The following is a 23,807-nucleotide window of genomic DNA, read 5'->3' as shown; positions in this document are numbered from 1 at the left end:
TGCCCGTACAGAACGGGCAGCCTTGTTAATTTAAGCGCTTTGTTTGCTTTCCCAATCAGAGATATCATCTTCGAGTGGGAGGTTTTCCGCACGTCGCTTTTTCGCAGAGCGGAAGAATAGAACTGTTAATAAAGCAGTGAATAGTACAGCAATAATAACGGATACTTGCATTGGCAAGTTTAAACCAATAGGTGCGTTCATTATATACGCTGTAGCTGTAACACTCATAAACCAAGCCGGAAAGATCGCAATCCAATAGTTTCTACGAGCGACAAATAAGAACATTGCACCGATCCAAAGTGCGATAACAGCAGTGGACTGATTGGCCCAATTAAAGTACTGCCAGAGCATTGTAAAATCAACCGTTGTTAAAATGATCGAGATGATAAATAATGGTGCCGCAATCCAAATACGATTCATTATTTTCTTCTGAGGTACTTTAATGTAATCAGCAATAATCATTCGTGCGCTACGAAATGCAGTATCACCTGAAGTAATTGGTAGAATGATAACGCCGAGGATAGCAAGGGTACCTATTACTGGTCCTAGCATCATTGTCGAGATTTCTGAAACAATTCCACCTGTACCGATTGTGTTAATTAATTCATTAAGTGTGATTGGACCATCAAATAAGCTCATAGCGGCTGCAGCCCAGATCATAGCAATCATACCTTCAGCAATCATCATACCATAAAAAATTCTACGCCCTTGGCTTTCATTTTGGGTTGTACGCGATATAATTGGTGATTGAGTTGCATGGAATCCAGATAAAGCACCACATGAAATAGTTAAGAATAAAAGTGGGAATATGGCTACACCACTAGGGTGAGTATTTGTTAATGAAAGTTCCGGAATAGGAGCTTGGTTCCATACAAGAGCCACACCAATTCCAACAGTACTAAATAAAAGCAATGCTCCGATATAAGGATAGATGTTTCCTATAATCTTAGTAATCGGCAGAATAGTTGCTAATAGGAAATAAATAAATATTAGAACAACAAATATCATAACTGGTACAGAACCGTTTCCTAGATCATAAAGTAAATCAGCTGGAGAAGCTACAAACACCGTACCAACAAGAAGTAAGAGTAAAATAGAGAATGCATTGACAACATGCTTCATAGCTTTACCGAGAAATCTTCCCGCAAGATCTGGCAAGTGTGCGCCACCGTTTCGAATAGAAATCATGCCTGTAAGATAGTCATGAACAGCACCTGCAAAAATACAACCAATAACGATCCAGATGAATGCAACTGGTCCATACAAAGCACCCATAATGGGTCCGAATATTGGCCCGACACCAGCAATACTAATAAGCTGAATGAGGGAATTTTTATTTTTTCCCATTGGAATATAATCTACACCATCATTATGCGTGTAAGCTGGAGTTGTTCGTTCTGATTTTGGTTGAAATACTTTTTCAACAAACCTTCCATACGTAAAGTACCCTATTAATAAAAGGGCAATTGCCCCTAAAAAAGTATACATAAGACGTCCCCCTCGCATCATGGTGAATGCGTTTTCATAATACAAGTGTACAAAAATAGTTTTTGTTTGTGTTGGTATTTGTATTAAGATGTCGAAATTAGGGTATGAGATGCGAAAAAAAAGAGCCAAGATGTGAAATGGCTCTTAAAGTTCGATTTTTGCACGAAGTGGTTTAACATAATTGCGGCTGACTGGGATCTGTTCCCTAATTCCTTTTAAAGAAAGTTGATACGCACCATTAAACCAAGCGTTCATTTCAGTAATAAGTGATGTATTTACTAAGTAGCTTTTATGCACTCTAAAAAATGAATAGGGTGATAATCGTATTTCAAGTTCTTTGAGAGGTAATCTTGTTTCATATGCACTTGTATGAGTAATCACTTTTGAACTTTTATCATCACGGTAGACATAGGCAATTGTTTCTGGTTCTAAAAAGTGAATGGAATCACTTCCTTCAACTGCCAACTTTGCTAAGGGCTTTGCTAATTCATCATTGGTAGCACGGCACAATGCTTCTTCAACTTGAGCAATTGTTTCAGCTAAACGTGTTTCATCTATTGGTTTTATCAAATAGCCTTTTGCTTGTAATTGAAATGCTTCAACTGCGAATTGAGGATAAGCAGTTGCGAATACAATTAATGGAGGTTTTTTCATTTGCTTCACCATTGATGCTACATCAGTTCCATTCATCTCGGGCATTTCAATATCTAAAAACAGAAGATCAGGTTGTAATTCCATGATTTTAGCAACTGTCTCTTGACCGGACTGGGCTTCGCCAATGACGTCGATTTGTGGGAAAAAACGAAGCAAGTAAAGCAATTCTTCTCGGCTGTATTTTTCATCATCAGCGACGAAAGTGCGGATTGATTTATGATTCATCCTGTTGGTTATCCTTTCTAGTTTGTTTTGGTATATAAAAACGTACGGTTGTTCCTTCATTGCGGTTGGACGAAAAAATGAGAGAAGCTGAACGGCCAAACTTTAGTTGTAAGCGTTTATTGCTATTATAGAGGCCAATCCCTGTTCCTGTCGTAGTAGCAAGTGGTTCATTACCCGCTTTACTTAGTTTTATTGGATCAAATCCTTCGCCGTTATCTTCAACAGATAGAAGTACAGAGTCTTGTTCTTCTCGCACGGAAATGCAAATTCTACAATCGGAACGTTTGTTTTTAAAGCCGTGTTTCATCGCATTCTCTACTAATGGCTGTAAAGTGAGTGGTGGAATCGCCACTTTAAGTACATGCTCATCGATATTGTATATAACTGTTAGACGATCTTCAAAGCGAACTTCTTCAATTGATAAATAAGCTTTAATATGATTTAGCTCTTCAGAGAGAGGGTGTAGTTTCATTGTCGTTGCAGAAACATTTTGTCTTAAAAATTGAGAAAGAGAGTGGAGCATCGTACGTGCTTTCATTGGATCAATACGAATAAGTGAAATTGCCGTATTTAATGTATTAAACAAAAAATGAGGGCTAATTTGTGCTTGGAGTGCATTAACTTCAGCCTCTTTTGCAAGTTGGTAGGCACGGTCTGCTTCGGCTAATTCAAGTTGACTACTGAGTAGGTTAGTCAACCCTGATAGCAATTCCGTCTCTAGTTCAGTTATCTCTTTTTTTGAATGGTAATAGAACTTAAGAGTCCCCACAACTTCTGTCCGGATAATTAATGGAGCAATTACTGCTGCGCCTAAAGGGCAGTTTGATTCTTTACAGTGAATCTCATTATCTCCTGCAATAATCATTTGTTTTTGTTCCATCACTTCTGTTGTTAGTTTCGTTTGTATCGCCATATTCGCTTTATGATGATCTGCAGCAACACCCATGTGTGCAAGAATCGTATGTTTGTTTGTCATAGCGACTGCACATGCATTTAACTCTTTATATAAGATCTGACAGACTTCACCGGCGGATTTGTTTGTTAAACCATGTTTGAAATGAGCTAAAGTTTGTTCTGCGATACGTAAGCTTTTTTGGGCTTGTAAGGCACCGGCTTTTTGTTCTTCTTTTGTTACACTCTGTATAATGAGTAAGAAGAGTGCACAGCCAATTCCATTTGCAATAATCATAGGTATTCCAATGGTTTGAACAAGGGAAATAGCCGCAGTTGTTGGAGATGCTAGAAGGGCAATTAAACCCATCTGTACCGTTTCTGCAAGTGCGCCAAGTAGGAAGATGTGCATAGGTTGACTAATAGCTTGGGGGTTTCTTGAGCGATAATGTGCAGCTATTACGCCTGCGATAATGGTTGCAATTCCGCATGAAAAAGCCGTGAACCCCCCTAACATAATTCGGTGAACACCTGCTATAAGCCCCGCGCCGAGGCCAACTTTATAGCCCCCAAATAATCCGGCTAAGACAATGCCAATGACGCGAAAATTAGCAATCGCTGCATCTTCTGGAATACCGAATGTAATTCTTTGAAATATAAGCGACTCTGATTGGAATGTGACGCCAGAATACGTTCCAATGATCCCAAAAATACCAAAAAACAAAACCGCGGTTAATTTATGTTTGCTTGTTAAGCTTGTGGAAAAGACCATATTACGGAAAAAGCGCAGTCTTGTGGCAATAAAAGCAAGCATGACGATCAGGCCGAGACGCTCTAACATTAAGAGCATAAGTTCAAACATATACTCACTCGTTTCAAAAATAAGCTTGTTTTATCTTACCTCAACCAGCAGAAAAATAGCAAAAAAAGGAGAAGCGTTTAAGCTTCTCAAGTTTCTCATGTTCTTATTCAATTCCAAAAAAAGTTTCTGCTTTTTTCAAGTATGGTGCATCTGCCTCGTGCATTTCATATTCCTCAACAATTGCATCTACAGGACAAACGCCTTGGCACGCTCCACAGTCGATGCAAATGTCTGGATTAATGAAATATTGGTCTTCCCCTTCTTCTATACAATCAACAGGACAGACATCAACACATTCTCCTGCTTTTTCACCGATGCACGGACTTAAAACTACAAATGCCATTTAATTCATCTCCGCTTTTCTTTTTATGCTTTAAATTTGGTATAGGGCAAGCTCTAATTCAATGCGGTCTTGTATTTTTGCTATACATTCTTTAGCTGTTTGTCCAAATATCTTTTTGCCATTTACAATCGCGTAAGGGCGCACTGCACACATGCCGCAAAAGGACATACACTCATTCATAATAACAGCTACCTCGGGGTATTCAACTTCAAGTATAGATTCAACGTCTACCTCATTAATAAGGCTACTTTCACAAATTTCCACGACAATAATGCCCATGCAATCCACCTTCCATGTTGTATTTGGCAAGATAAAAGGGAGCTTTATAGACCTGCTCCCCAAAAATGTATTCTATTAGCCAATCGCCAGTTCATACTTTTTAGAAACTACCTGCCAATTAATAATTGAAAAGAAATTTTCAATGTATTCAGGGCGACGGTTTTGGTAATTTAAATAATATGCGTGTTCCCAAACATCCAGACCAAGAATAGCGTGCTTCCCGTCCATGATTGGATTATCTTGGTTCGGTGTGCTGTATACTTCTAATTCTTTGTTAGCGTTTACGACGAGCCAAGCCCAACCAGAACCAAAGCGAGTTGTAGCAGCTCTGGTAAATGTTTCTTTAAAGGAGTCAAAGCTACCGAAAGTATCATCAATCGCGGCTTTTAGTGCAGAGTTAGGTTCGTTTTCCCCGGTTGCGGGTGCGATAATTTCCCAGAATAACGTGTGGTTTAAATGTCCACCTCCGTTATTGCGCACGGCAGTTTGAATTGCTTCCGGAAGAGCGTCAATCTTTTTGAGTAAATCAATCAGTGTTTCATTTTGTAAACTTACTTCACTCTCTAATACATTATTCAAGTTTGTTACATACGTTTGATGATGTTTTCCATGATGAATTTCCATTGTTGTTTTGTCAATCGTTGGTTCTAGCGCATCAAATGAAAAACCTAGTTCTGGTAGTTTATGTGCCATGTTATTCCCTCCAAAAGATTAGTATGTACTTTGTATACTTTTATGTATAAAAAGTATGTTGTTATCATACCTTATATATTTTTCTATGTGCAAGTGATTTGCTTATATTTAATAGTTTTTTTTTGGAGGTTCTTAAAATCTTTTTCCTTTTTTTATACTTTGTAGTAAACTATCTTCAATAACTAACCATGAAGTGAGGGTTTAAGAATGTTAAAGCAATCATCAAAAGATAAAATCCTCGAATTACTCAAAAAACAAGTAGAGCTGAGTGTCAGTCAGCTTGCCAAAGAACTTAACCTTACACACATCGCTGTGAGAAAACAGGTTAATTTGCTTCTAAAGGATGGTTTTATAAACTATCGGGAAGAAAAGCAAGAAATGGGTAGACCGGTACAATTGTTTTCTGTTTCTGTAAAAGGGGAACGTCTTTTTCCAAAGAATTATGAAGGCATGACAGTTGATTTTTTAAATGATATTCAAGATTTACATGGAGATGAGTCGGTTAGATACTTATTTAAAAAAAGAGAACATCGTTTGACGGAGAATTATTATAAACGATTAGTAGGAAAATCGGCAGTAGATAAAATGGAAGAACTTGCTACCATTCAAAATGAAAAAGGATATATGGCAGATGTGAAGCAGACTAATGAAAATACTTTTGAATTAATTGAGCATAACTGTCCAGTCTTCGAAGTAGCAAAACAGTATAAAGCAGCTTGTACATGTGAAACAGCAATGTTTAAAAACGTACTTGGAACAGAGCAAGTTGATCGTGTCACATGCCAATCTGACGGAGATAGCCACTGTAGATTTATCATGTCATTTACAGAAGAAGAGATGAAAAGATTTAGCTAGACTAGCACGATAATCGTGCGACGTACAGGATGCTAGATAAAAGATGATCAAACCGATAAGTAGTTTACGCATTCATTAGGTATGTCGCTTTACTCTCAATTCTTTTTTGTATTCTGGAAATGTTTACGGCAGATAGTGTATGAACGAAAAAAGAAAAGAGCAAGTGAAAACAATGTAAATACTGTAAAACTTTTGCGTCCTATGTAAATAGGGCGCTTTTTTCATTTTTGAATGTCTTTGCTACAATCAGACTGTCCATACTAAGTAAAAACAATAATTTTATAGGAAGATGAGAAAAGGTTGTGAAGTATGTGCTAACAAGACATGCATTTGCCTATTTACTATCGCACGGTGTGCCGGCAATGATAGGTTTTTTAGGAATTGCTGTTTATTCTAGGTTGTTATCACCAGAAGAGTATGGGAGATATGCCCTTGTTTTTGCTGTGGCAGCGATGGTAAACGCAGTTTTATTTGAATGGCTAAAAGTCAGTGTGTTACGTCTTAACAAGAATGATGTTCAGAAAGATGTTTTTTATATGACTGTTAAAGCATCATTCGTCGGTTTGATGAGTGTGAGTCTTGCTTTAGCTACTGTTTTTTTTCTTGTTAGTAACTGGCTTCCTTGGCCATTGCTTGTATTGACTTTGTTTTTAACATGGGGGCAATCCTGGTATCAATTAAATTTATCTTTATTGCGTGCAGAGCTTAATCCACTTCGTTACGGGAGGGTCGCATTTGCACGTGCGGTGTTAGGTCTTGTGCTCGCTGTTTCCTTTATTGCTGCAGGTTTTGCGGAAATCGGGCTGTTGGTTGGTTTAATTTTAGGATTAGCCTTCTCAGTTGCTCCGTTATTCGTCAAGCGGTGGGGGTTTAAATTGAACCGCTCAAAAATCAGTAAGCCTTTGCTAAAACAATTTGCTTCTTATGGACTGCCACTTACAATAACGATGCTCCTTGGTATGATCATTCATCAATCGGATCGAATTATTATTAGTAGTATGCTCGGAGTAGAGTCAACGGGAATGTATGCAATTACGTATGATTTAACAGAGCAATCCATTTTTACGTTGATGTTGATTGTCAATTTAGCTGCTTTTCCTCTTGCAGTAAAAGCTTTAGAAGAACATGGTGAAATCGCTGCACATAAACAAGTGAAAGCAAATACCGGAATGCTTTTAGCAATTGGAATGCCAATGCTTGTAGGTTTAATTTTAACAAGGGAATCTGTCGCATACTTGTTTTTAGGAGAACCCTTTCGTGATACAGCGGTTACATTAATTCCCTATATTGCTGTTGGAGCCCTGTTAAAAGGATTTAAGCTTTATGGAATTGATATTCTTTTTCATTTAACGAAGCAAACAAAATTGCAAATTGTTCCGGTCGTTGTTGCTGCTGTCGCGAATGTTGTGCTGACAATTGTGCTTATTCCTGTGTATGGGTTGGAAGGAGCTGCGTTAGCAACAGTTGTTGCATATGCGTTGTCGATTGCGTTGAGTTGGTTCATCGTCCATAAACAAATGACGAGACTGCCATTTCCATTTAAAGAGTTTGTAAAGATTTTGTGTGCAACAGCAGTGATGGCAACTACGATTTGGCCCTTTCTAGGAGGGGAAGGACTCAGTTCTTTTCTTATACAAGTATTGGTTGGAATAAGTAGTTATGGGTTCGTATATGGCTTATTCCATTATGAACAACTTCTTATGCTCTTAAAACGAAGCGGGAATAAGGAGAAATGTAAATGAAATTGCCATTGAGGCAAAGCAAATAAGCGTAGGAAGTCTATAACATCTCAGTATTTACCAACATCTTGTGTGGCGTATGAAACAATATTTGTTAAAATGAAAGGTGATGTCTTGTGTTAACGTTTGTTATCCCCACGTTAGGTCGTCGTGAAGAAGCTTTTAAGCGAATGCTTAGGAGTTTAGAGAACCAAACTAATCCAACCTTTGATCTGGTTGTTGTATCACAAGAGAACCATGAATGTGTAGAAAGCTGGCTAGCAACTACTTCTATAACGTTTACTCATGTCAAAATGGATGTGAAAGGTTTATCAAAAGCAAGAAACGAAGCATGGCCTTTTATAAAAGGTGATTTAGTGACTTTTTCCGATGATGATTGTTGGTATCCAAGTGACACAGTTGCGTATGTTCATAAAAAAATGGTGGAAGAAAAAAATGAAGGTTGTTGCTTTCAAATCTTTGATCCTTTTAAAGAAGAAAGTTATAAAACATACTCTAAACAGTTAGTAAGAGATGTGAGTGGAAGGATGCTATTTCGTAAATCTTCAATCGAGCTCTTTTTTAAAACAGAAGCCATTTCATCGTTACGCTTTCATGAATCGTTTGGACTTGGCGGTAAGTATCCAAGTGGAGAAGAGAATTTATTTTTACATCATTTTGTTTCAAATGGAAACCAGCTCACTTATTTTCCAAAAGTAATTGTTTATCATGAAAAACCATCTCAGGAGTCAAGATTGACAGAGAGCCAATTGATTAGCAAAGGACCTCTATTTAAAACAATGTATAATACGCCAATTGGCTTTGTTTTATTAACAGCATTATTTTTAAAAAAATCTCGTTATATTAAGAATCCGGCTTCCTGCTACTCAAAAGCAGTGAAAGAATTGATCGTTCATAACGAGAAATAATTCATTCTTTAAAAACCATACAGATGCAGTGAAGAAGGCGAGGGATTTAAAATTAAGCTAACATTTGTATTGTACTCCTTTGAAGCGGGAGGAGTGGAGCGGATGACACTTCATCTAGCCGACGCTTTTGTTAAGCGTGGATACGTAGTAGATATAGTTGTTATGAATAATAAAGGGGAGCATGCGATTGAAATACCTAAAGGAGTTCGAGTCGTTGATCTAGCGAAAAGGAAAGTAAAAACAGCATTGCCTGCCTTAATTTCCTATCTTCGAGAAGCAAAGCCTGATGTCGTTTGTTCAGCAAAAGATTATATAAACGTCATTGTAATTATCGCAAAAAAAATAAGTATGTATAAAGGAAAATTAATTGTTTCAAGCCGCGTTCACTTAAGTGAACAGGCAAAACGCCATCAATCTTCAAAAAAAATTAAAAAATGGGTTGCTCGAACATATCGCTTTGCTGATGAAGTTGTAGGCGTGTCAATGGGAGTTGCAAAGGATATTGAAAACATTGCAAACTTAGAAAAGGTACATATTATTTATAATCCAGTAGTAACAGATGAACTAAAGTGGCAAATGAAAGATTTTGTAGAACACACTTTTTTTGAAGAAAAACAGTCAAAAGTCTTTATTACAGTTGGACGATTGCATGAACAAAAAGATTACCCAACGTTGATTGAAGCTTTTGCATATGTACATAATCGGGACCCCAAAACGCGTTTAATTATTGTAGGAGATGGTGAAGAAAGAAAGGCGCTGGAACAATTAGTATTTACCAAGGGGATTGGGGCGTTTGTTGACTTTATCGGATTTCAATCAAATCCTTATGCTTATATAAAACAAGCAGATGTATTTGTGCTGTCCTCTATCTATGAAGGATTTGGGAATGTCATTGTTGAAGCATTAGCTGCGGGTACACCTGTTGTCTCAACGGATTGTCCAAGTGGTCCAAGTGAGATACTTGGAGATGGTCTTTATGGTCAACTCGTACCTGTTGGAGATGCGAAAGAATTGGCTAAGGGGATGGAGATTGCTTTACTTAAACCGATGAACGCTAAAAAGCTTACAAACCGTGCCGCTGAATATTCGGTCATCGCATGTGCGGATAAGTATGAAAAATTGATTAAAAACACGCCTGTTCTATAGGCGTGTTTTTTGGTAGTTTATGGGAATGAAATCGAGTCAAGCTTATGTACGTTGTTTTCTTCAGTCCAATCTGCTACATATAGTAGTTCATTTTCAATGGAGTAGCGATAAATCCTGTTTTCTGCAAGCAAATAGCGTGTATCTTTATGTTTTTCAAGTGTTTCTTTAAGTTTTGTATAAGCGGTGTTCTCTACTACAGTGTCATCGCTCAAGAGAGATGAAAATTGTTCTTGCGAGAGTACGGCAATATTGTTTCGTAGGTAGCTATCCCCCTCTAGCGTACTGCGAATAGTCAGAGTCTTGTTGCCACAACCAACAAGAAGTACTAGTAAGAACAAAAAAACTACTTTCCTCATGCATGTTCAACCTCCATCAACAGTTTAACCTTAGTATAGTCTGATTAATCATAGAACGGTAGTGTACTCAAAACGGATTGTAAAGATGGAATCCGGACAAACTAAGTGAGGGTATGCCTTGATACAATTCGTTTTTTACTAAAAAAGAGCTTTACGAACGGCAAATATGTGAAGTTAAACTTAATTAATTCTTTACTTCCCCTTTATAAAAGGTAATTATCTGCGTGATACGATGACCTCAGTTCCCTCTGAAAGGACTTTATACATATGCAATCAATCCCTTATTCAGTAACACTGCGACCCAAAATTTTTGTTTTTACTGTAATGGGTACCTATGCTGCTTTGGCACCAATTGCTGTATCATCCGTATTCCAACATCTTTTAGCAGTCCCGATGTCCGTTTTACTTACGATGGTCTCGGTGTGCATATTCGCAGTAGCTTGGATCATGCAAAGAGAAGAAACCTCATTTAAAGCACTTAATCGAATTGGGATTTCCATGATTTTGGCAATTGCGCTACCAGCATTTCTGTCGATTGCTGCGTCGATTTACGCGTTAACAGTTGTACAGTCAGTCGAATATGTTGCTTACTTCCAACATTCACTGTTGAATCGTTTGATTAACATTGGAATGTTTGCAACGCTTTCACTCTTGATCCTTTTCTTTATTCAAAAAGATGTGCGTAAAGTTACTTACTCTCTTACGCAAGGCTATTTTGTTGGTCTAAGCGTATTGGTGGCAGGGGGTGTTTGGCAATTCCTTCATTTCACAATTGGCTATCCAATGCCGGGGTTCGAAACTCGGGCTTTCGTGCATAGTGTTAGTGAAGATGTGCTTATTAATTTTCGATTGACCTCTTTTACAGATGAACCGAGTTTTTTAGTTCCGTTTTTAATTGATGGACTTATTATTGGCGGAATGCTTTTGTCGAAAAAGGCATACTCCTTGTATGCCATTCCTGCTGTCCTTGTTTTACTGCTATCTTTCTCAGTTAGCGGGTATGTCAATCTTGCAGTTATCGTCTTTTCTGCAACAATCCTCTTATTTGCACGGGGAATTATTCCGAAAAAAGTTGGTTTGTACGCAATCATATCAATTTTGATTTTAGGAATGATAACAGTACTAATTTTTCCTCAATTGATTACAGCCTTGTTTATGCCAATTATTGGCCGTTTAGACAGTTTATTTGATGTCATGCACCACAGTCGCTTGTACATGCTTGTTTTTCCTTTTGTATGGTTATTTGACTATTCATCAATTAATGCATTATTTGGCTTTGGACCAGGTAGCTATGATTTTCTAGCTCGAACCAAATATTTAAGTCACCAAGGTGCCGTTAGCGGGACGTCAAATAATGCTTTCATCGACTTACTATTTGAACATGGTGTTTTTGGAGGACTTGTTTTTATATGTGTATTTATTGGGGTTTTTGTTTATTTATGGAGAAAACGTAAAGGGCATTTATACAATAGTATCGCGCTACTTTTATGGATTCATTTAGGACTTACTAATATGTATCGATCCGACTTTGCGTCTCCGCGTTTTTGGATAATTGTGCTCATCGTTATTGGTTTAACAGAGCTTGCGAAACGAAATATAACGTTATCCGATAGAAGAGCTTCATCATCATATAAAAAGAAGGTGACAACATGAATGTAAGTGTAATTGGAACAGGCTATGTTGGACTCGTGTCAGGTGTTTGTTTTAGTGAACTAGGTCATCACGTACATTGTGTTGATCAAGATAAAGCAAAAGTTAAGCAATTGCAAAATGGCAAAGTTCCAATTTATGAGCCAAATTTAGAAGAACTAATGAAAAAGAACATGGGTGAGGGAAGACTTTGCTTTACTGAACATCTGTCAGTTGGAATTAGCAAGGCTGACGCAATTATTATTGCAGTCGGTACGCCTGCCAATGAAGATGGTTCAGCAAATTTGACATTTATTCAACAAGTAGCGAAAGAAATTGGTGAACATATACGACCAGGCATGGTCATTATTACAAAAAGTACCGTTCCAGTTGGAACAAATAAACAAATAAAACAATGGATAGCTGAAATTTGCGGTCATGAATTGTTTTCAATTGCTTCTTGCCCAGAGTTCCTTAGGGAAGGAAGCGCAATTAACGATACGCTCCATATGGAAAGAGCTGTGTTTGGAGTGGAGGATGCTCATGCAGAACAGATTCTAAGAGAATTACATGCCTCCCTCAATACGTCAATCGTTGTCACAAACTTGGAAACTGCGGAAACCGCAAAATATGCCGCCAATGCCTTCTTAGCAACAAAAATAAGTTTTATTAACGAGGTTGCAAATGTATGTGAAAAAGTTGGTGCTGATGTGTCAGCCTTAGCAAAGGTGATGGGGTTAGATCCTCGGATTGGGCCATCCTTTTTACAAGCAGGCGCAGGGTATGGAGGGTCTTGCTTTCCTAAAGATACTCAAGCGTTTATCCGTGTTGGAAAACAAGCAGGATATGATATGCAAATCATCCCGGCTGTGGAGAAAGTAAATAAGCAACAACGTGGTCATCTCTTTAACAAAGTGAAAATGGCTTTAGGCGAGTCATTAAATAAGAAGCAAGTGGCAATTTTAGGCTTAGCTTTTAAACCAAATACCGATGATATGCGGGCAGCGCCAGCGCTTGATCTTGTTGAATCGTTACAAAAAGAAAAAATTGAAGTAATTGCTTTTGATCCAGTAGCGTCTGAACAAGCGAAACATCATTTGCCGGAACTCAAACTTGCAAATTCCTGGCAAGAGGCGGTCATCGGAGCAGATGCGGTACTTATATTAACCGATTGGGATGAATTTAAGGAGATGAACCTTATTAAGTTAAGGGAGTTGATGCATCAACCGGTGGTCGTTGACGGAAGAAATTTATTTGAGCCGAAGGAGATGGAAGGGGCAGGGTTCTATTACGATCCGGTTGGGCGTCAAAAAGTGGATGGGCGTTTAAAAGCGTTAAAAAAATGGGAGAACTTTTCATTAGACGTCCATTCATCAGCGCACTAAAGGAGCTTATGTTGCTCCTTTTTTAATCGGACAAGCAAAAAGGAGGGGATTTATTGCTACGTAACTTGTTTATTGGAGGGATTGTAATCCTATTTTTAAGTGGTTTTTTCTTCCTTAATGAAGAGGAGGCTAACCCTTATAAAGAAAAAACAGAGACAATCGACGAAACAGCTTTTATAGAAATCCAACTGAATCATAAAGCGGCTGAATTTGCTTTGGAACAAGGTGAGGAAGGATGGTTGGATTTTCACTTTGAGCAGAGTATAAGCGAAAAAGATCTTTTATTGTTTTCAAAAATTAATACGGAACTCGAGCCAACTGTGGCTGAAGAGAATGGAAGCGAAGTGACGTTAAATTGGCAAGGAACTGAAGTTTACTATAAAAAAAATGAGAAACATTGGAAAATTGAACATATAAAAGAGGTGTCAATTGTAAATGAAAAATGAACCGTTAGTTTCTATTATTACTCCAGTTTATAACTGTGAATTGTTTTTGGAACAGACGATTCAATCTGTACTGGACCAAACCTACGGAAACTGGGAATTATTGCTTATAAATGATGCCTCAAGTGACAATAGTGACAAAATAGCAGAGCGTTTTAAACAAAAAGATAAGAGAATTTATCTACATCACTTACATACAAACAGTGGCGCGGCTGTCGCGAGGAATGTTGGTTTAAAACAGGCTCAAGGAAAATATGTAGCTTTTTTAGATGGCGATGATTTGTGGAAACCAGAAAAGTTAATGCGTCAAGTGAGTTTTATGGAGGAAAATCGGTATGTTTTTTCCTTTACTAGCTATCGGATAATAAAAGAAAGCGGGAAAGAAAGGTCCAAAGTGATTCAAGCCCCAAACAGTATTACGTATGAACAATTGTTGTCAAATACAATTATTGGTTGTTTGACGGTCATGTTAAATCAAGATGCATTAGGAAGACTACAAATGCCTACAATAAGGACCAGGCAAGACTTTATGCTATGGTTATCTATTCTCAAAAAAGGTTATATTGCTCATGGTTTAAATGAGGAATTAGCAGCTTATCGGAAGGTTGGTCATTCAATATCAAGTAATAAGTGGAAGGCAGCACAACGGAACTGGGAGATCTATCGAAAACATGAAGGGTTACCATGGTTTAAATCATGCTGTGTTTTTTTTAGTTATGCATGGAATGGCGTAAAGAAATTATAAATTAGTTAAAGCTCTTAAAGGGTTAATGAAGAACATGTAAATTGTCCCTTTTTTTCGATAGATTTTGCTATTCTGACTGAAGAATAAATAAAAACTTGGAATAGCAAAAGCGAGGAAATTAAAATGGACTCTTTAGTTGTAGCTTGTATCGTCAGTTTCATTGCGACTATTGTTATTACACCTCTTGTTATAACAATGGCTCACCGATTTGGATTTGTTGATAAACCAAACGAACGCAAAGTGCACGATCGAATGATGCCTCGCATTGGAGGAGTTGCGTTTATCATTGGAACGGGAGCTGGTCTACTTTTTGTTACAGAGCATCTTTATTCTGACCTGAAAACGACTTTATTTATTATAGGTGGAGCGATTCCAATTATCCTTATTGGATTGTTAGATGATCGGTTTGCGTTAAAAGCAAAGCATAAATTAATGTTTCAACTCTTATCTGCAGTTATTGTTGTTAGTTCTGGACTTTCAATTGATTTTATTTCAATTCCATTTGGAGAGAAGGTAGATCTTGGCATACTAAGTAGTATTGCCACGGTCATCTGGATTATTGCCATTATGAATTCGATTAATTTAATTGACGGACTAGACGGGTTAGCTACAGGTGTCAGCATTATTGCATTAGCTACTATGCTCGTTCTTGCAGCTGGAAACCCTGCAGCGTATGGCTTGGTTTTTGCTTTTGGAGTAACGTTAATTGGAAGTACAGGAGGTTTTTTAATTTACAATTTTCATCCGGCTAAAATATTTATGGGAGACACTGGTTCTCTTTTTCTCGGCTATATGATTGCTGTACTTTCAACAATGGGGTTTTTCAAAAGTGTGACGATCGTTAGCTTAATTGTTCCATTGCTTATTTTAGGAGTTCCGATCTTGGATACATCATTTGCCATTATTCGTCGTAAGTTGAATCGACAAAGTGTCGGCTCGCCAGACAAAGGTCATTTACATCATTGTTTGCTTAATAAAGGTTATGGGCATAGACAAGCCGTTTTAACCATTTATGGTGTGAGCCTGTTATTTGCCATTTGTGCTGTGGCAATGTCAATGACCAGCTTATGGCTATCGTTACTCATTTTATTTATTATTGCCATGCTCTCCCAAGTATTTGCAGAATTCATTGGTCTAATTGGCGATAAACGTCAACCATTATTAAACACAATTCGAAAATGGATTAATTCAAGAGTTGTGGTTAAAGAAAAGTAAATGCACGAACATAAAAAAACAACACAACCCTAGAATTTAATGACGTGGGTTGTGTTGTTTTTTTATAAGGTAGTTTACAATGTTGAACAGAATCATTTAAACTTTGATAGTTACTAAAAGGATAGGTAGATAGTATATTTGCTTTATGATAGTTAGAAAAGGTGGAGGAATAAAATGACAAATTTAAATTGGGCAATACTCGGCCCTGGAGCAATTGCTTCAGATTTTGCAAAAGCTCTTCTTGAAGAGCATGGAACCATTTATGCAGTAGGTTCAAGAACTTATGAAAAAGCAAAAATGTTTGCAATGGAGCACGGTGTTGAGCATGTGTTTGGCGGATATGAAGCAATGTTGTGTGATGAGAACATTGATGCTGTTTATATTGCAACTCCGCATTCTAACCATTATGAGTACATCAGAAAAAGCTTAGAAGAAGGAAAACACGTCTTATGTGAAAAGGCTATTACGGTAAACGGAAAGCAGTTACAAGAATTGATTAACCTTGCTTATGAAAAAAACTGTGTACTGATGGAAGCGATGACGATCTATCATATGCCTCTTTACGCAAAGCTTTTGGACAAGGTGCAGTCTGGTAAGTTAGGTCAACTAAAAACAATTAATGTTACGTTTGGAAGCAGAAAAGAAGATGACCCGGAAAATCGATTTTTTAATAAGGAGCTTGCCGGGGGAGCTATTTTAGATATTGGTACTTATGCTCTCTCGTTTGTTCGCTTTTTCTTATCAAGTCAGCCGACTGAAGTGCTAACAACAGTTAAACCTTTTCTTACAGGCGTAGATGAGCAATCAGGTATACTACTAAAAAATAAGGTAGAGGAAATTGCTACGATTACATTATCTATGCGAGCAAAAATGCCTAAAAGAGGGATCGTTGCTTGTGAGAATGCTTTTATAACAGTCGATGATTTCCCTCGTGCTAAGAAGGCAATGATTACCTACTATGATGGAAGAACGGAAACAGTAGAGGCAGGAGCTTCGGATAAAGCACTAAATTACGAAATACAAACAATGGAGAAAGCTATTCTCTTTGATAGCAAAACGCATATGAATCTTTCTAAAGATGTGATGACTTTAATGGATGATGTACGGAATCAATGGGGAATTAAGTATCCGTTTGAATAAAAATGTTTAAAGAAAACGAAAAACGTCTATATAAAAAGTAAGAAGAAAAAGGAGGCGTTTTTATGAGTAACAACGGAGCAGAAGACAAAATTAAAGGTGCAGGTAACAAAGCCAAGGGTGCAATTAAAGATACAGTCGGCGACGCAACAAATAACAGAAAAATCCAAGCTGACGGTAAAAAAGATAAGATTAAAGGCGAAGCTCAGGATGCAAAAGGCGACGCAAAAAATAAAGCAAATGACTAAAAAAACCAGCTCAAAAACCACGAGCTGGTTTTTTTGTATTAAAATAAGGGCAGGGTGAATTCACATTTGATGTATTGTATCCAAATACTTTTCGTTTGGAGGCTTGATAAAGTGAAGAACAGAATTGTTATTGGCGCAGGCCGTTATAACAATAATCCAGGGTGGCTTCATACTGAAGAAGCAGAACTTAGTTTGTTAAAAAGTGAAAAATGGGAAAAGCGATTTATACTCGAATCACTTGATGCTATTTTGGCAGAACATGTTTGGGAACATTTAAGCTATAAAGAAGGACTTACCGCAGCAAAAGAATGTTATCGCTATTTAAAAAAAGGAGGGTACATTCGTTGTGCAGTTCCTGATGGTTTTTTTCCAAATAAAGCCTATCAGCATGTAGTTCAAGTAGGAGGACCAGGGCCAGTGAATCATATTTGCGCAGGCCACAAGGTTTTGTTTACCTATCATTCGCTTAAGGCAATGTTTTCTGAAGCAGGTTTCTTGGTAGATTTACTTGAATATCATGATGAAACTGGCGTTTTTCATGAGAATAATTGGAATGGTGAAGATGGAATCATATTCCGTTCAAAAAGATATGATCCAAGAAATCAAGGAGAATCGATTGTTTTTGCTTCATTAATTATCGATGCGATAAAAAAGTGAGCCTAATAGGGCTCACATAAGTCAAGCAGTGTAGTGTTTGACGATCTCATGGAGCTTTAAAGCATGGCGAACTTCTCCATCAATTTTAAGTTGGCCAGTCATATAAGCGACAGTTGGATTCCAATTTCCGTCTAATAGTTTCTGCAAATTAGGTTCACTCAATTTTAAGATACAAGCTTCCTCATTTACAGGCGGGTCCATCTCGATTGTGACTGTGCCTGACTTAAAGGTAACACCAAAACGGGCATTCGATTTTAAATGGAATTGATAGGCTCGTTGGAGGGTAGCAATCTTATCAGGATTTTTGTTCATCTTTTCAGCAATGGCTTTTAACTTTTCTTCTGTCGTCATTTGTTGTCGACTCCCTTTTATGAATGATTATTCATTCATTATAACGTATAAACGTAAAAGTGGAAAGAACAAAATAAAACGCTTACAATGAAGGAATTATATGAGAAAAGAGGTTTTATAATGAGCTATCAAGCTGCTGATACACGGTATGATGCGATGTTATATAGGCGTGCGGGAAATTCAGGAGTGAAGTTACCGGCTATTTCGTTTGGATTATGGCATAACTTTGGTGAGGTTGATACGTATAAGAACGGTCGTGACATGATAAGAAAGGCGTTCGATTTAGGGATCACTCATTTTGATTTAGCAAATAATTACGGTCCACCTCCAGGCTCTGCAGAGCAGTTTTTTGGAGAAATGTTGCGTACGGATTTAGCACCTTATAGAGATGAGCTTATTATCTCTAGTAAAGCAGGTTACCGTATGTGGGAGGGACCGTACGGAGATTGGGGCTCGAAAAAATACCTTGTTTCTAGCTTAGATCAAAGTTTGAAACGGATGGGGCTTGATTATGTAGATGTATTTTACCATCATCGCCCAGATCCAGACACTCCTCTTGAAGAGACGATGCAAGCGCTTGATTTACTCGTTCGTCAAGGTAAAGCACTTTATGTCGGTGTGTCTAGTTATGATGCAAAACAGACTGCAGAGGCTGTGAAAATACTTGATAAATTAGGAACACCACTTTTTATCCATCAACCCTCTTATTCAATGCTTAATCGCTGGATTGAAGATGATCTTCAAAATGTTTTACACAAGAATGGTGTAGGATCAATTGCTTTTATACCACTTGCCCAGGGCTTATTAACAACAAAATATTTACAAGGAGTTCCGCAAGGATCAAGGGCTAGTAAAGGGACTAGCTTGTCTAAAGAAGATATTAATGAAACACTTATCACTAAACTAAATCAATTAAATGAAATTGCTGCTGAACGTAATCAATCGTTAGCTCAAATGAGTTTAGCTTGGGTACTTCGAGAAGAGAAAGTGACATCGGCATTGATTGGGGCAAGCAATATTAATCAAATTGAAGAGAATGTAAGAGCTTTGCAACAGATGACCTTTAGTAAAGAGGAATTAAAGTTAATCGATGAGATAGTAAAAGCATAAAAGGCTAAATGAGAATCCTTACACTAGTTCTTAATTAGATGCTAGTAGAAAAATAGAGATTTTTATTAATTGGACGTAGAAGCCCTTATAAATAATGATTTATAAGCGGAAAAATACACGAGGAGTGTCTTGAAGGTATGGTTTACGCATAAAAGTGTAAGCGCTATAATGAAGGAGGATTGTGGAAAGGGGAGAGACTTATGGCAGTAAAAGCAGGTATTGTCGGGTGTGGGAATATTAGCGACATCTATTTTCAATTAAATGAACGGTTTGACGCAATTCAAGTGATTGCGTGCACAGATTTAAATTTTGCTCAAGCGGTGAAGCAAGCTGAAAAATATAGAGGTGTGGAAGCGCAAACGATGGACGACTTTTTTAACAATAAAGATATTGAAATTGTTATTAATTTAACGGTTCCATCAGCTCATTACGTTGTACATAAACGTGCGCTTGAATCAGGGAAACATTCTTATGGTGAAAAGCCGCTGGCATTAACTTTAACAGAAGCAGATGAGTTACAGACAATTGCAAATGAAAAAGGGGTGTTACTTGGAGCCGCTCCTGATACATTTCTTGGCGGAGGTTTGCAAACTTGCCGCAAGTTAATTGACGATGGCTGGATTGGCCAACCAGTTTCTGCTAATGGATTTATGATGGGTCATGGTCCAGAAAGCTGGCATCCTAATCCAGATTTTTTTTATAAAGTAGGAGCAGGGCCTATGTTTGATATGGGTCCCTACTATATAACTGCTTTAATTTCATTATTTGGTCCGATTAAGCGACTGACATCATCAACTGGAAAAGCATTTAAAGAAAGGATGATCACTTCTGTTCCTAAGTTTGGAGAGATGATTGAGGTAGAGACACCAACTCATCTTTCAAGTTTACTTGATTTTGAAAATGGAGTGATCGCAACTCTTGTAACAAGCTTTGATGTTTGGGGATCTAATACACCTAATATGGAAGTTCACGGAACAACCGGCTCCCTAATTGTGCCAGACCCTAATACTTTTGGTGGACCTATTTACATTAAACGACAAGGTGAAATGACTTTTCAAGAAGTTCCGCTGGTGTATGGCTTCCAAGAAAATAGCAGGGGATTAGGTGTACTTGATATGGCTCAAGCGATAAGTGACAAGCGTAAACATAGAGCGAGTGGCGATCTTGCTTATCATGTGTTGGAAGCGATGCATGGTATTTTACAATCATCGGAAGACGAGTGTCATTACAAAATGCAAAGCACGTGTCATCAACCAGATGCCTTCCCACTTACAATGACCACTAGGGGTTTTTGAATTGAAAAAGCTCCATTCCAAAGATGGAATGGAGCTTTTTTCTCATAAAAATTTATAAAGAAGTCAATGTACACGTATGAAGTAAATGTAAGTAAGAGAAGGATGTGAAAAGTTTCTGTTTACGTTTGTAGAAAGCAAAATAAAACAAAAGTAGGTATCCTTAGGAGAATAAAAAAAGATGGATGTCCTGCTATTTGTGGTGTAGTAGAAAGTAAGCTAAAATTAAATAAGATAAATGGTATGTAACTGATATGGAGGTGATTGATTTGGGTTATATATTAAATGATAAGTTTAAGTTATTTACGGTGCGTTCAAACCCATTATTAACGAAAGAAGTGGCTTCAATACTTGGTTGTGAGGTTGGAAAAAGTTCAGTAAAACGTTTTAGTGATGGAGAAGTCCAAATCAATATTGAAGAGAGTGTTCGAGGCGCCGATATCTTTATCGTCCAATCTACGGGTCAACCTGGAAATGAACATGTAATGGAACTGCTCATAATGATTGATGCGTTAAAACGCGCATCAGCCAGAACAATTAATGTTGTTATCCCTTATTTTGGATATGCCAGACAGGATCGCAAAGCCCGCTCTAGAGAGCCAATTGCAGCTAAACTGATAGCTAATTTACTTGAAACATCTGGGGCTGATCGAATCTTGACAGTAGACCTTCACTCACCGCAGATTCAAGGTTTTTTTGATATTCCTTTAGACCCTTTACAAGGAATCCCTATTTTAGCAAGGTATTTTCAAGCAAAGAACTTAAAAAAGCCAGTCATTATTGCTCCGAATACATCCGGGCTAGGTCGAGCCCGACGTTTAGCTGAATATTTAGATGCTCCAATCGCATTTATTGATAAAAGACATCCAGAGCCAGGAATTCCACAAGCGGTAAACATCGTTGGTGAGGTAGAAGGGTTAGACGCTATTATCATCGATGACTTGATTGATACAGCTGCAACGGTAACGATTGCTGCACATGCATTAGTGGAGTATGGTGCCAATACGGTTTATGCATGTTGTACACACCCAGTTTTAACTGGACCAGCAGTTGAAAGGTTAGAAATTGCCCCTATAGAAGAAGTCGTGGTTACAAACACAATTGAATTGACGGACGCAAAAAAGCTTTCAAACATGAAAGTTCTTTCAATTGGTGAATTATTAGCTGAAGCAATTTACCGCGTGCATCGCGAAAAATCTGTAAGCACACTGTTCCAATAGGTTAATGAAAAGATAAATAGAGAGTAAGAGCGGAGTGGAAAAGATGTATAAATTAATCGCAATTGATATGGATGGAACGTTATTAAATGACCAGCATCAGGTGACTGAAGAAGTGAAACGTGCATTAATAGAGGCAAAAGCGATCGGAGTGACGATCGTTCTTTGTACGGGAAGGCCTCTTGGAGGAGTTACACGTTACTTAACAGACCTCGAATTAAATCAAGAAGGCGATTATGTGATTGCATATAATGGCGCACTCGTCCAAGATAGTTTCTCTAATAAAGCAGTCGTTTCTTTAGCGTTGGCTCACAGTGATTTACAAGAGCTAGCTGCGCTTGCAGAAGAGTTAGATTCTCCCATGCATTTCTTTGACGCAGAGCGACTTTACACAGCAAATAAGGATATTAGCCCGTACACTGTTTATGAATCATACGTTACCCAAGTTCCGTTAAGTTATTGCGCTTTGGAGCAGGTCAATGCTGGAATAGAAATTCCAAAAGTAATGTTTATTGACGAGCCAGGTAAACTCGAACAAACAATTGCAAAAATCCCAGCGTCTTATCGTGAACGGTATACAATGGTAAAAAGCGCACCGTTTTTTTATGAAATCCTTCATCCAGAAGTGAGCAAAGGTAATGCGGTTAAACATCTTGCAGAGAAACTTGGTATTCGTCAAAATGAAGTGATGTGCATTGGTGATAATGGCAATGACTTATCGATGATTACGTATGCAGGCTGTGGTGTAGCGATGGCAAATGCGATACCAGAATTAAAAGCAGTTGCTGATGTAGAAACGTTGTCAAATAATCAAGATGGTGTAGCCCATGCGATTAGAGAGTACGTGTTAAAAAAATGATATTAAAAAACGACTTGTGGAAATTTATTCCTATAAGTCGTTTTTTGTTTAACATCATGAATGAGGGGAACACATTGGTATGAATGAATGTTAATAATCATGTAAGGAGAGAGATAAAATGGCTGAAAAACATATATTAATGGTTGTAACAAATGGTAAAGAAATGGATAATGGACACGTTGCTGGTATTTGGCTGTCCGAATTCACTGAGCCCTACGAAGAATTGATAAAAGCAGGTTACCAAGTGACAGTAGCAAGTCCTAAAGGTGGAGAATCGCCAATTGATGAAGCTAGTTTAGAAAATGGTAATATTCCTGAAAAATGGTATGAATTAGCAGAGCTACTAAAACGTACAATTCCACTTACTGAACTTCAATCTGTTCATTACGATGGAATCTTTATGCCAGGTGGGCATGGGGCAATGTTTGATTTAGCTGATAACCAAGAATTACAGCAACTGCTACGTGATTTTGCTGGTGCTAATAAGGGGATCGGTGCGGTCTGTCATGGACCAGCTGCTTTAACTGGTGTATTACTAGAAGATGGAGAGTTTCTTGTAGCGAATCGAAAGGTAACTGCATTTACGAATACAGAAGAAGAAGACGTAGAACTTGTAAATCAAATGCCGTTTCTCCTTGAAACACGTTTGCGTAAAGAAGGAGCAATCTTTGTTAGTAAAGGAAACTGGGAAGAAAATGTGTATGCAGATGGAAAGCTGGTGACAGGTCAAAATCCACAGTCATCAATTGAAACAGCAAAACAATTTATAGCAGCATTATAAAATCTAACCTCCTGAGGACTTCAGGAGGTTTTTCTTTAGAAGTTTGGAACAACTTTAAATTGTGCAGTGGAGCAAGCGCCATCTTCATCCTAGTTAATTTAATATGCAAAAGAGGATATTGAACTCGTGCATGACGGACAATGTAGTGAAGGAATGGTTGCTGAACTTTATAAACGCGTAGAGTTAGGTCTCATTTGATTAGTGAAAAAGAAGATGCGAATAAGGCACTTCTAGAAGCAAGAGCTAGGTATGGTTGAGTGGTATGCCTTTTTGTATGGTATATGTCCCCATACTATCGA

At 37.8% G+C, this 23,807-nt stretch carries 25 protein-coding genes; 17 read left to right on the top strand and 8 right to left on the bottom strand.

The window, feature by feature from the left end; translation table 11 throughout:
- Positions 1–30: 30 nt before the first annotated feature.
- From BK584_RS09025 to BK584_RS09000, 6 genes are all read right to left on the bottom strand, one after another.
- The gene (locus BK584_RS09025) at positions 31–1,488 is read right to left on the bottom strand and encodes a carbon starvation CstA family protein (protein WP_078392306.1); all 1,458 of its coding nucleotides are present in this window, start codon (positions 1,486–1,488) and stop codon (positions 31–33) included.
- A gap of 144 nt (positions 1,489–1,632) precedes the next feature.
- Positions 1,633–2,367, bottom strand: a complete 735-nt coding sequence (locus BK584_RS09020) for a LytR/AlgR family response regulator transcription factor (protein WP_078392305.1) — start codon at positions 2,365–2,367, stop codon at positions 1,633–1,635.
- Positions 2,357–4,120: a sensor histidine kinase gene (locus tag BK584_RS09015; protein WP_078392303.1), complete on the bottom strand. Its 1,764-nt coding sequence runs from the start codon at positions 4,118–4,120 to the stop codon at positions 2,357–2,359. Before BK584_RS09015 ends, BK584_RS09020 begins: the two co-directional genes overlap by 11 nt.
- A 103-nt stretch (positions 4,121–4,223) precedes the next feature.
- Complete coding sequence (fdxA, locus tag BK584_RS09010; protein ID WP_078392301.1) at positions 4,224–4,463, bottom strand: 4Fe-4S ferredoxin; 240 nt, start codon at positions 4,461–4,463, stop codon at positions 4,224–4,226.
- Positions 4,464–4,493: 30 nt separating this feature from the next.
- On the bottom strand, positions 4,494–4,742 hold the full coding sequence (locus BK584_RS09005) for a YuzB family protein (RefSeq protein ID WP_078392300.1): 249 nt from the start codon (positions 4,740–4,742) through the stop codon (positions 4,494–4,496).
- Positions 4,743–4,817: 75 nt separating this feature from the next.
- Positions 4,818–5,435 (bottom strand): superoxide dismutase, encoded by a 618-nt coding sequence (locus BK584_RS09000; RefSeq protein WP_078392298.1) that lies wholly within the window; start codon positions 5,433–5,435, stop codon positions 4,818–4,820.
- Positions 5,436–5,642: 207 nt separating this feature from the next.
- Between BK584_RS09000 and BK584_RS08995 the strand changes: the two genes are divergently transcribed.
- From BK584_RS08995 to BK584_RS08980, 4 genes are all read left to right on the top strand, one after another.
- Entirely contained in the window at positions 5,643–6,290 is a 648-nt protein-coding gene (locus tag BK584_RS08995) for a helix-turn-helix transcriptional regulator (RefSeq protein ID WP_078392296.1), read from the top strand.
- A gap of 302 nt (positions 6,291–6,592) precedes the next feature.
- On the top strand, positions 6,593–8,032 hold the full coding sequence (locus tag BK584_RS08990) for an oligosaccharide flippase family protein (protein WP_245808822.1): 1,440 nt from the start codon (positions 6,593–6,595) through the stop codon (positions 8,030–8,032).
- Positions 8,033–8,145: 113 nt separating this feature from the next.
- Positions 8,146–8,937, top strand: a complete 792-nt coding sequence (locus BK584_RS08985; RefSeq protein WP_078392295.1) for a glycosyltransferase family 2 protein — start codon at positions 8,146–8,148, stop codon at positions 8,935–8,937.
- Positions 8,938–9,030: 93 nt separating this feature from the next.
- Positions 9,031–10,083 carry a glycosyltransferase gene (locus tag BK584_RS08980; protein WP_281255742.1) on the top strand — a complete coding sequence of 351 codons (1,053 nt, stop codon included), beginning with the start codon at positions 9,031–9,033 and terminating at the stop codon, positions 10,081–10,083.
- 17 nt (positions 10,084–10,100) lie between these two features.
- Here the strand turns inward: BK584_RS08980 and BK584_RS08975 are convergent, their stop codons facing one another.
- Positions 10,101–10,439 (bottom strand): hypothetical protein, encoded by a 339-nt coding sequence (locus tag BK584_RS08975; RefSeq protein WP_078392293.1) that lies wholly within the window; start codon positions 10,437–10,439, stop codon positions 10,101–10,103.
- A gap of 267 nt (positions 10,440–10,706) precedes the next feature.
- Here BK584_RS08975 and BK584_RS08970 point away from each other — a divergent pair, with 267 nt between their 5' ends.
- From BK584_RS08970 to BK584_RS08935, 8 genes are all read left to right on the top strand, one after another.
- Positions 10,707–12,092: an O-antigen ligase family protein gene (locus tag BK584_RS08970; protein ID WP_078392292.1), complete on the top strand. Its 1,386-nt coding sequence runs from the start codon at positions 10,707–10,709 to the stop codon at positions 12,090–12,092.
- Entirely contained in the window at positions 12,089–13,453 is a 1,365-nt protein-coding gene (locus BK584_RS08965) for a UDP-glucose dehydrogenase family protein (RefSeq protein ID WP_078392291.1), read from the top strand. The genes BK584_RS08970 and BK584_RS08965 overlap by 4 nt, the downstream gene beginning before the upstream one ends.
- Positions 13,454–13,506: 53 nt before the next feature.
- Positions 13,507–13,899 carry a hypothetical protein gene (locus BK584_RS08960; protein WP_078392290.1) on the top strand — a complete coding sequence of 131 codons (393 nt, stop codon included), beginning with the start codon at positions 13,507–13,509 and terminating at the stop codon, positions 13,897–13,899.
- Positions 13,889–14,641 (top strand): glycosyltransferase family 2 protein, encoded by a 753-nt coding sequence (locus BK584_RS08955; RefSeq protein ID WP_078392289.1) that lies wholly within the window; start codon positions 13,889–13,891, stop codon positions 14,639–14,641. Before BK584_RS08960 ends, BK584_RS08955 begins: the two co-directional genes overlap by 11 nt.
- Positions 14,642–14,764: 123 nt before the next feature.
- A complete protein-coding gene (locus BK584_RS08950; RefSeq protein WP_078392288.1) occupies positions 14,765–15,856 on the top strand; it encodes a glycosyltransferase family 4 protein in 1,092 nt (363 codons plus the stop codon).
- Positions 15,857–16,030: 174 nt separating this feature from the next.
- Entirely contained in the window at positions 16,031–16,996 is a 966-nt protein-coding gene (locus tag BK584_RS08945) for a Gfo/Idh/MocA family protein (RefSeq protein WP_078392287.1), read from the top strand.
- A gap of 62 nt (positions 16,997–17,058) precedes the next feature.
- Positions 17,059–17,241: a CsbD family protein gene (locus BK584_RS08940; protein ID WP_078392286.1), complete on the top strand. Its 183-nt coding sequence runs from the start codon at positions 17,059–17,061 to the stop codon at positions 17,239–17,241.
- 111 nt (positions 17,242–17,352) lie between these two features.
- Positions 17,353–17,898: a class I SAM-dependent methyltransferase gene (locus tag BK584_RS08935; RefSeq protein WP_437182734.1), complete on the top strand. Its 546-nt coding sequence runs from the start codon at positions 17,353–17,355 to the stop codon at positions 17,896–17,898.
- Positions 17,899–17,919: 21 nt separating this feature from the next.
- On the opposite strand, the gene BK584_RS08930 is transcribed toward BK584_RS08935, so the two are convergent.
- Positions 17,920–18,249, bottom strand: coding sequence for an SCP2 sterol-binding domain-containing protein (locus tag BK584_RS08930; protein ID WP_078392284.1), 330 nt, complete (start codon positions 18,247–18,249; stop codon positions 17,920–17,922).
- Between the two features lie 120 nt (positions 18,250–18,369).
- On the opposite strand from BK584_RS08930, the gene mgrA reads away from it, so the two are divergent.
- The 5 genes from mgrA to BK584_RS08905 all read left to right on the top strand — a co-directional run bounded on the left by mgrA (position 18,370) and on the right by BK584_RS08905 (position 23,508).
- Positions 18,370–19,359, top strand: a complete 990-nt coding sequence (mgrA, locus tag BK584_RS08925; protein ID WP_078392283.1) for an L-glyceraldehyde 3-phosphate reductase — start codon at positions 18,370–18,372, stop codon at positions 19,357–19,359.
- A gap of 200 nt (positions 19,360–19,559) precedes the next feature.
- Positions 19,560–20,654 carry a Gfo/Idh/MocA family protein gene (locus BK584_RS08920; protein WP_078392282.1) on the top strand — a complete coding sequence of 365 codons (1,095 nt, stop codon included), beginning with the start codon at positions 19,560–19,562 and terminating at the stop codon, positions 20,652–20,654.
- A gap of 266 nt (positions 20,655–20,920) precedes the next feature.
- Positions 20,921–21,871, top strand: coding sequence for a ribose-phosphate diphosphokinase (locus BK584_RS08915; protein ID WP_245808821.1), 951 nt, complete (start codon positions 20,921–20,923; stop codon positions 21,869–21,871).
- A gap of 43 nt (positions 21,872–21,914) precedes the next feature.
- Positions 21,915–22,727 (top strand): sugar-phosphatase, encoded by an 813-nt coding sequence (yidA, locus tag BK584_RS08910; RefSeq protein WP_078392280.1) that lies wholly within the window; start codon positions 21,915–21,917, stop codon positions 22,725–22,727.
- A 118-nt stretch (positions 22,728–22,845) separates the two neighbouring features.
- A complete protein-coding gene (locus tag BK584_RS08905; RefSeq protein WP_078392279.1) occupies positions 22,846–23,508 on the top strand; it encodes a type 1 glutamine amidotransferase domain-containing protein in 663 nt (220 codons plus the stop codon).
- Positions 23,509–23,807: the final 299 nt, after the last annotated feature.

This window comes from Shouchella patagoniensis (genome assembly GCF_002019705.1).
Lineage (GTDB): Bacteria > Bacillota > Bacilli > Bacillales > Bacillaceae_D > Shouchella > Shouchella patagoniensis.
This window is presented reverse-complemented; position numbering and strand designations above follow the sequence as displayed.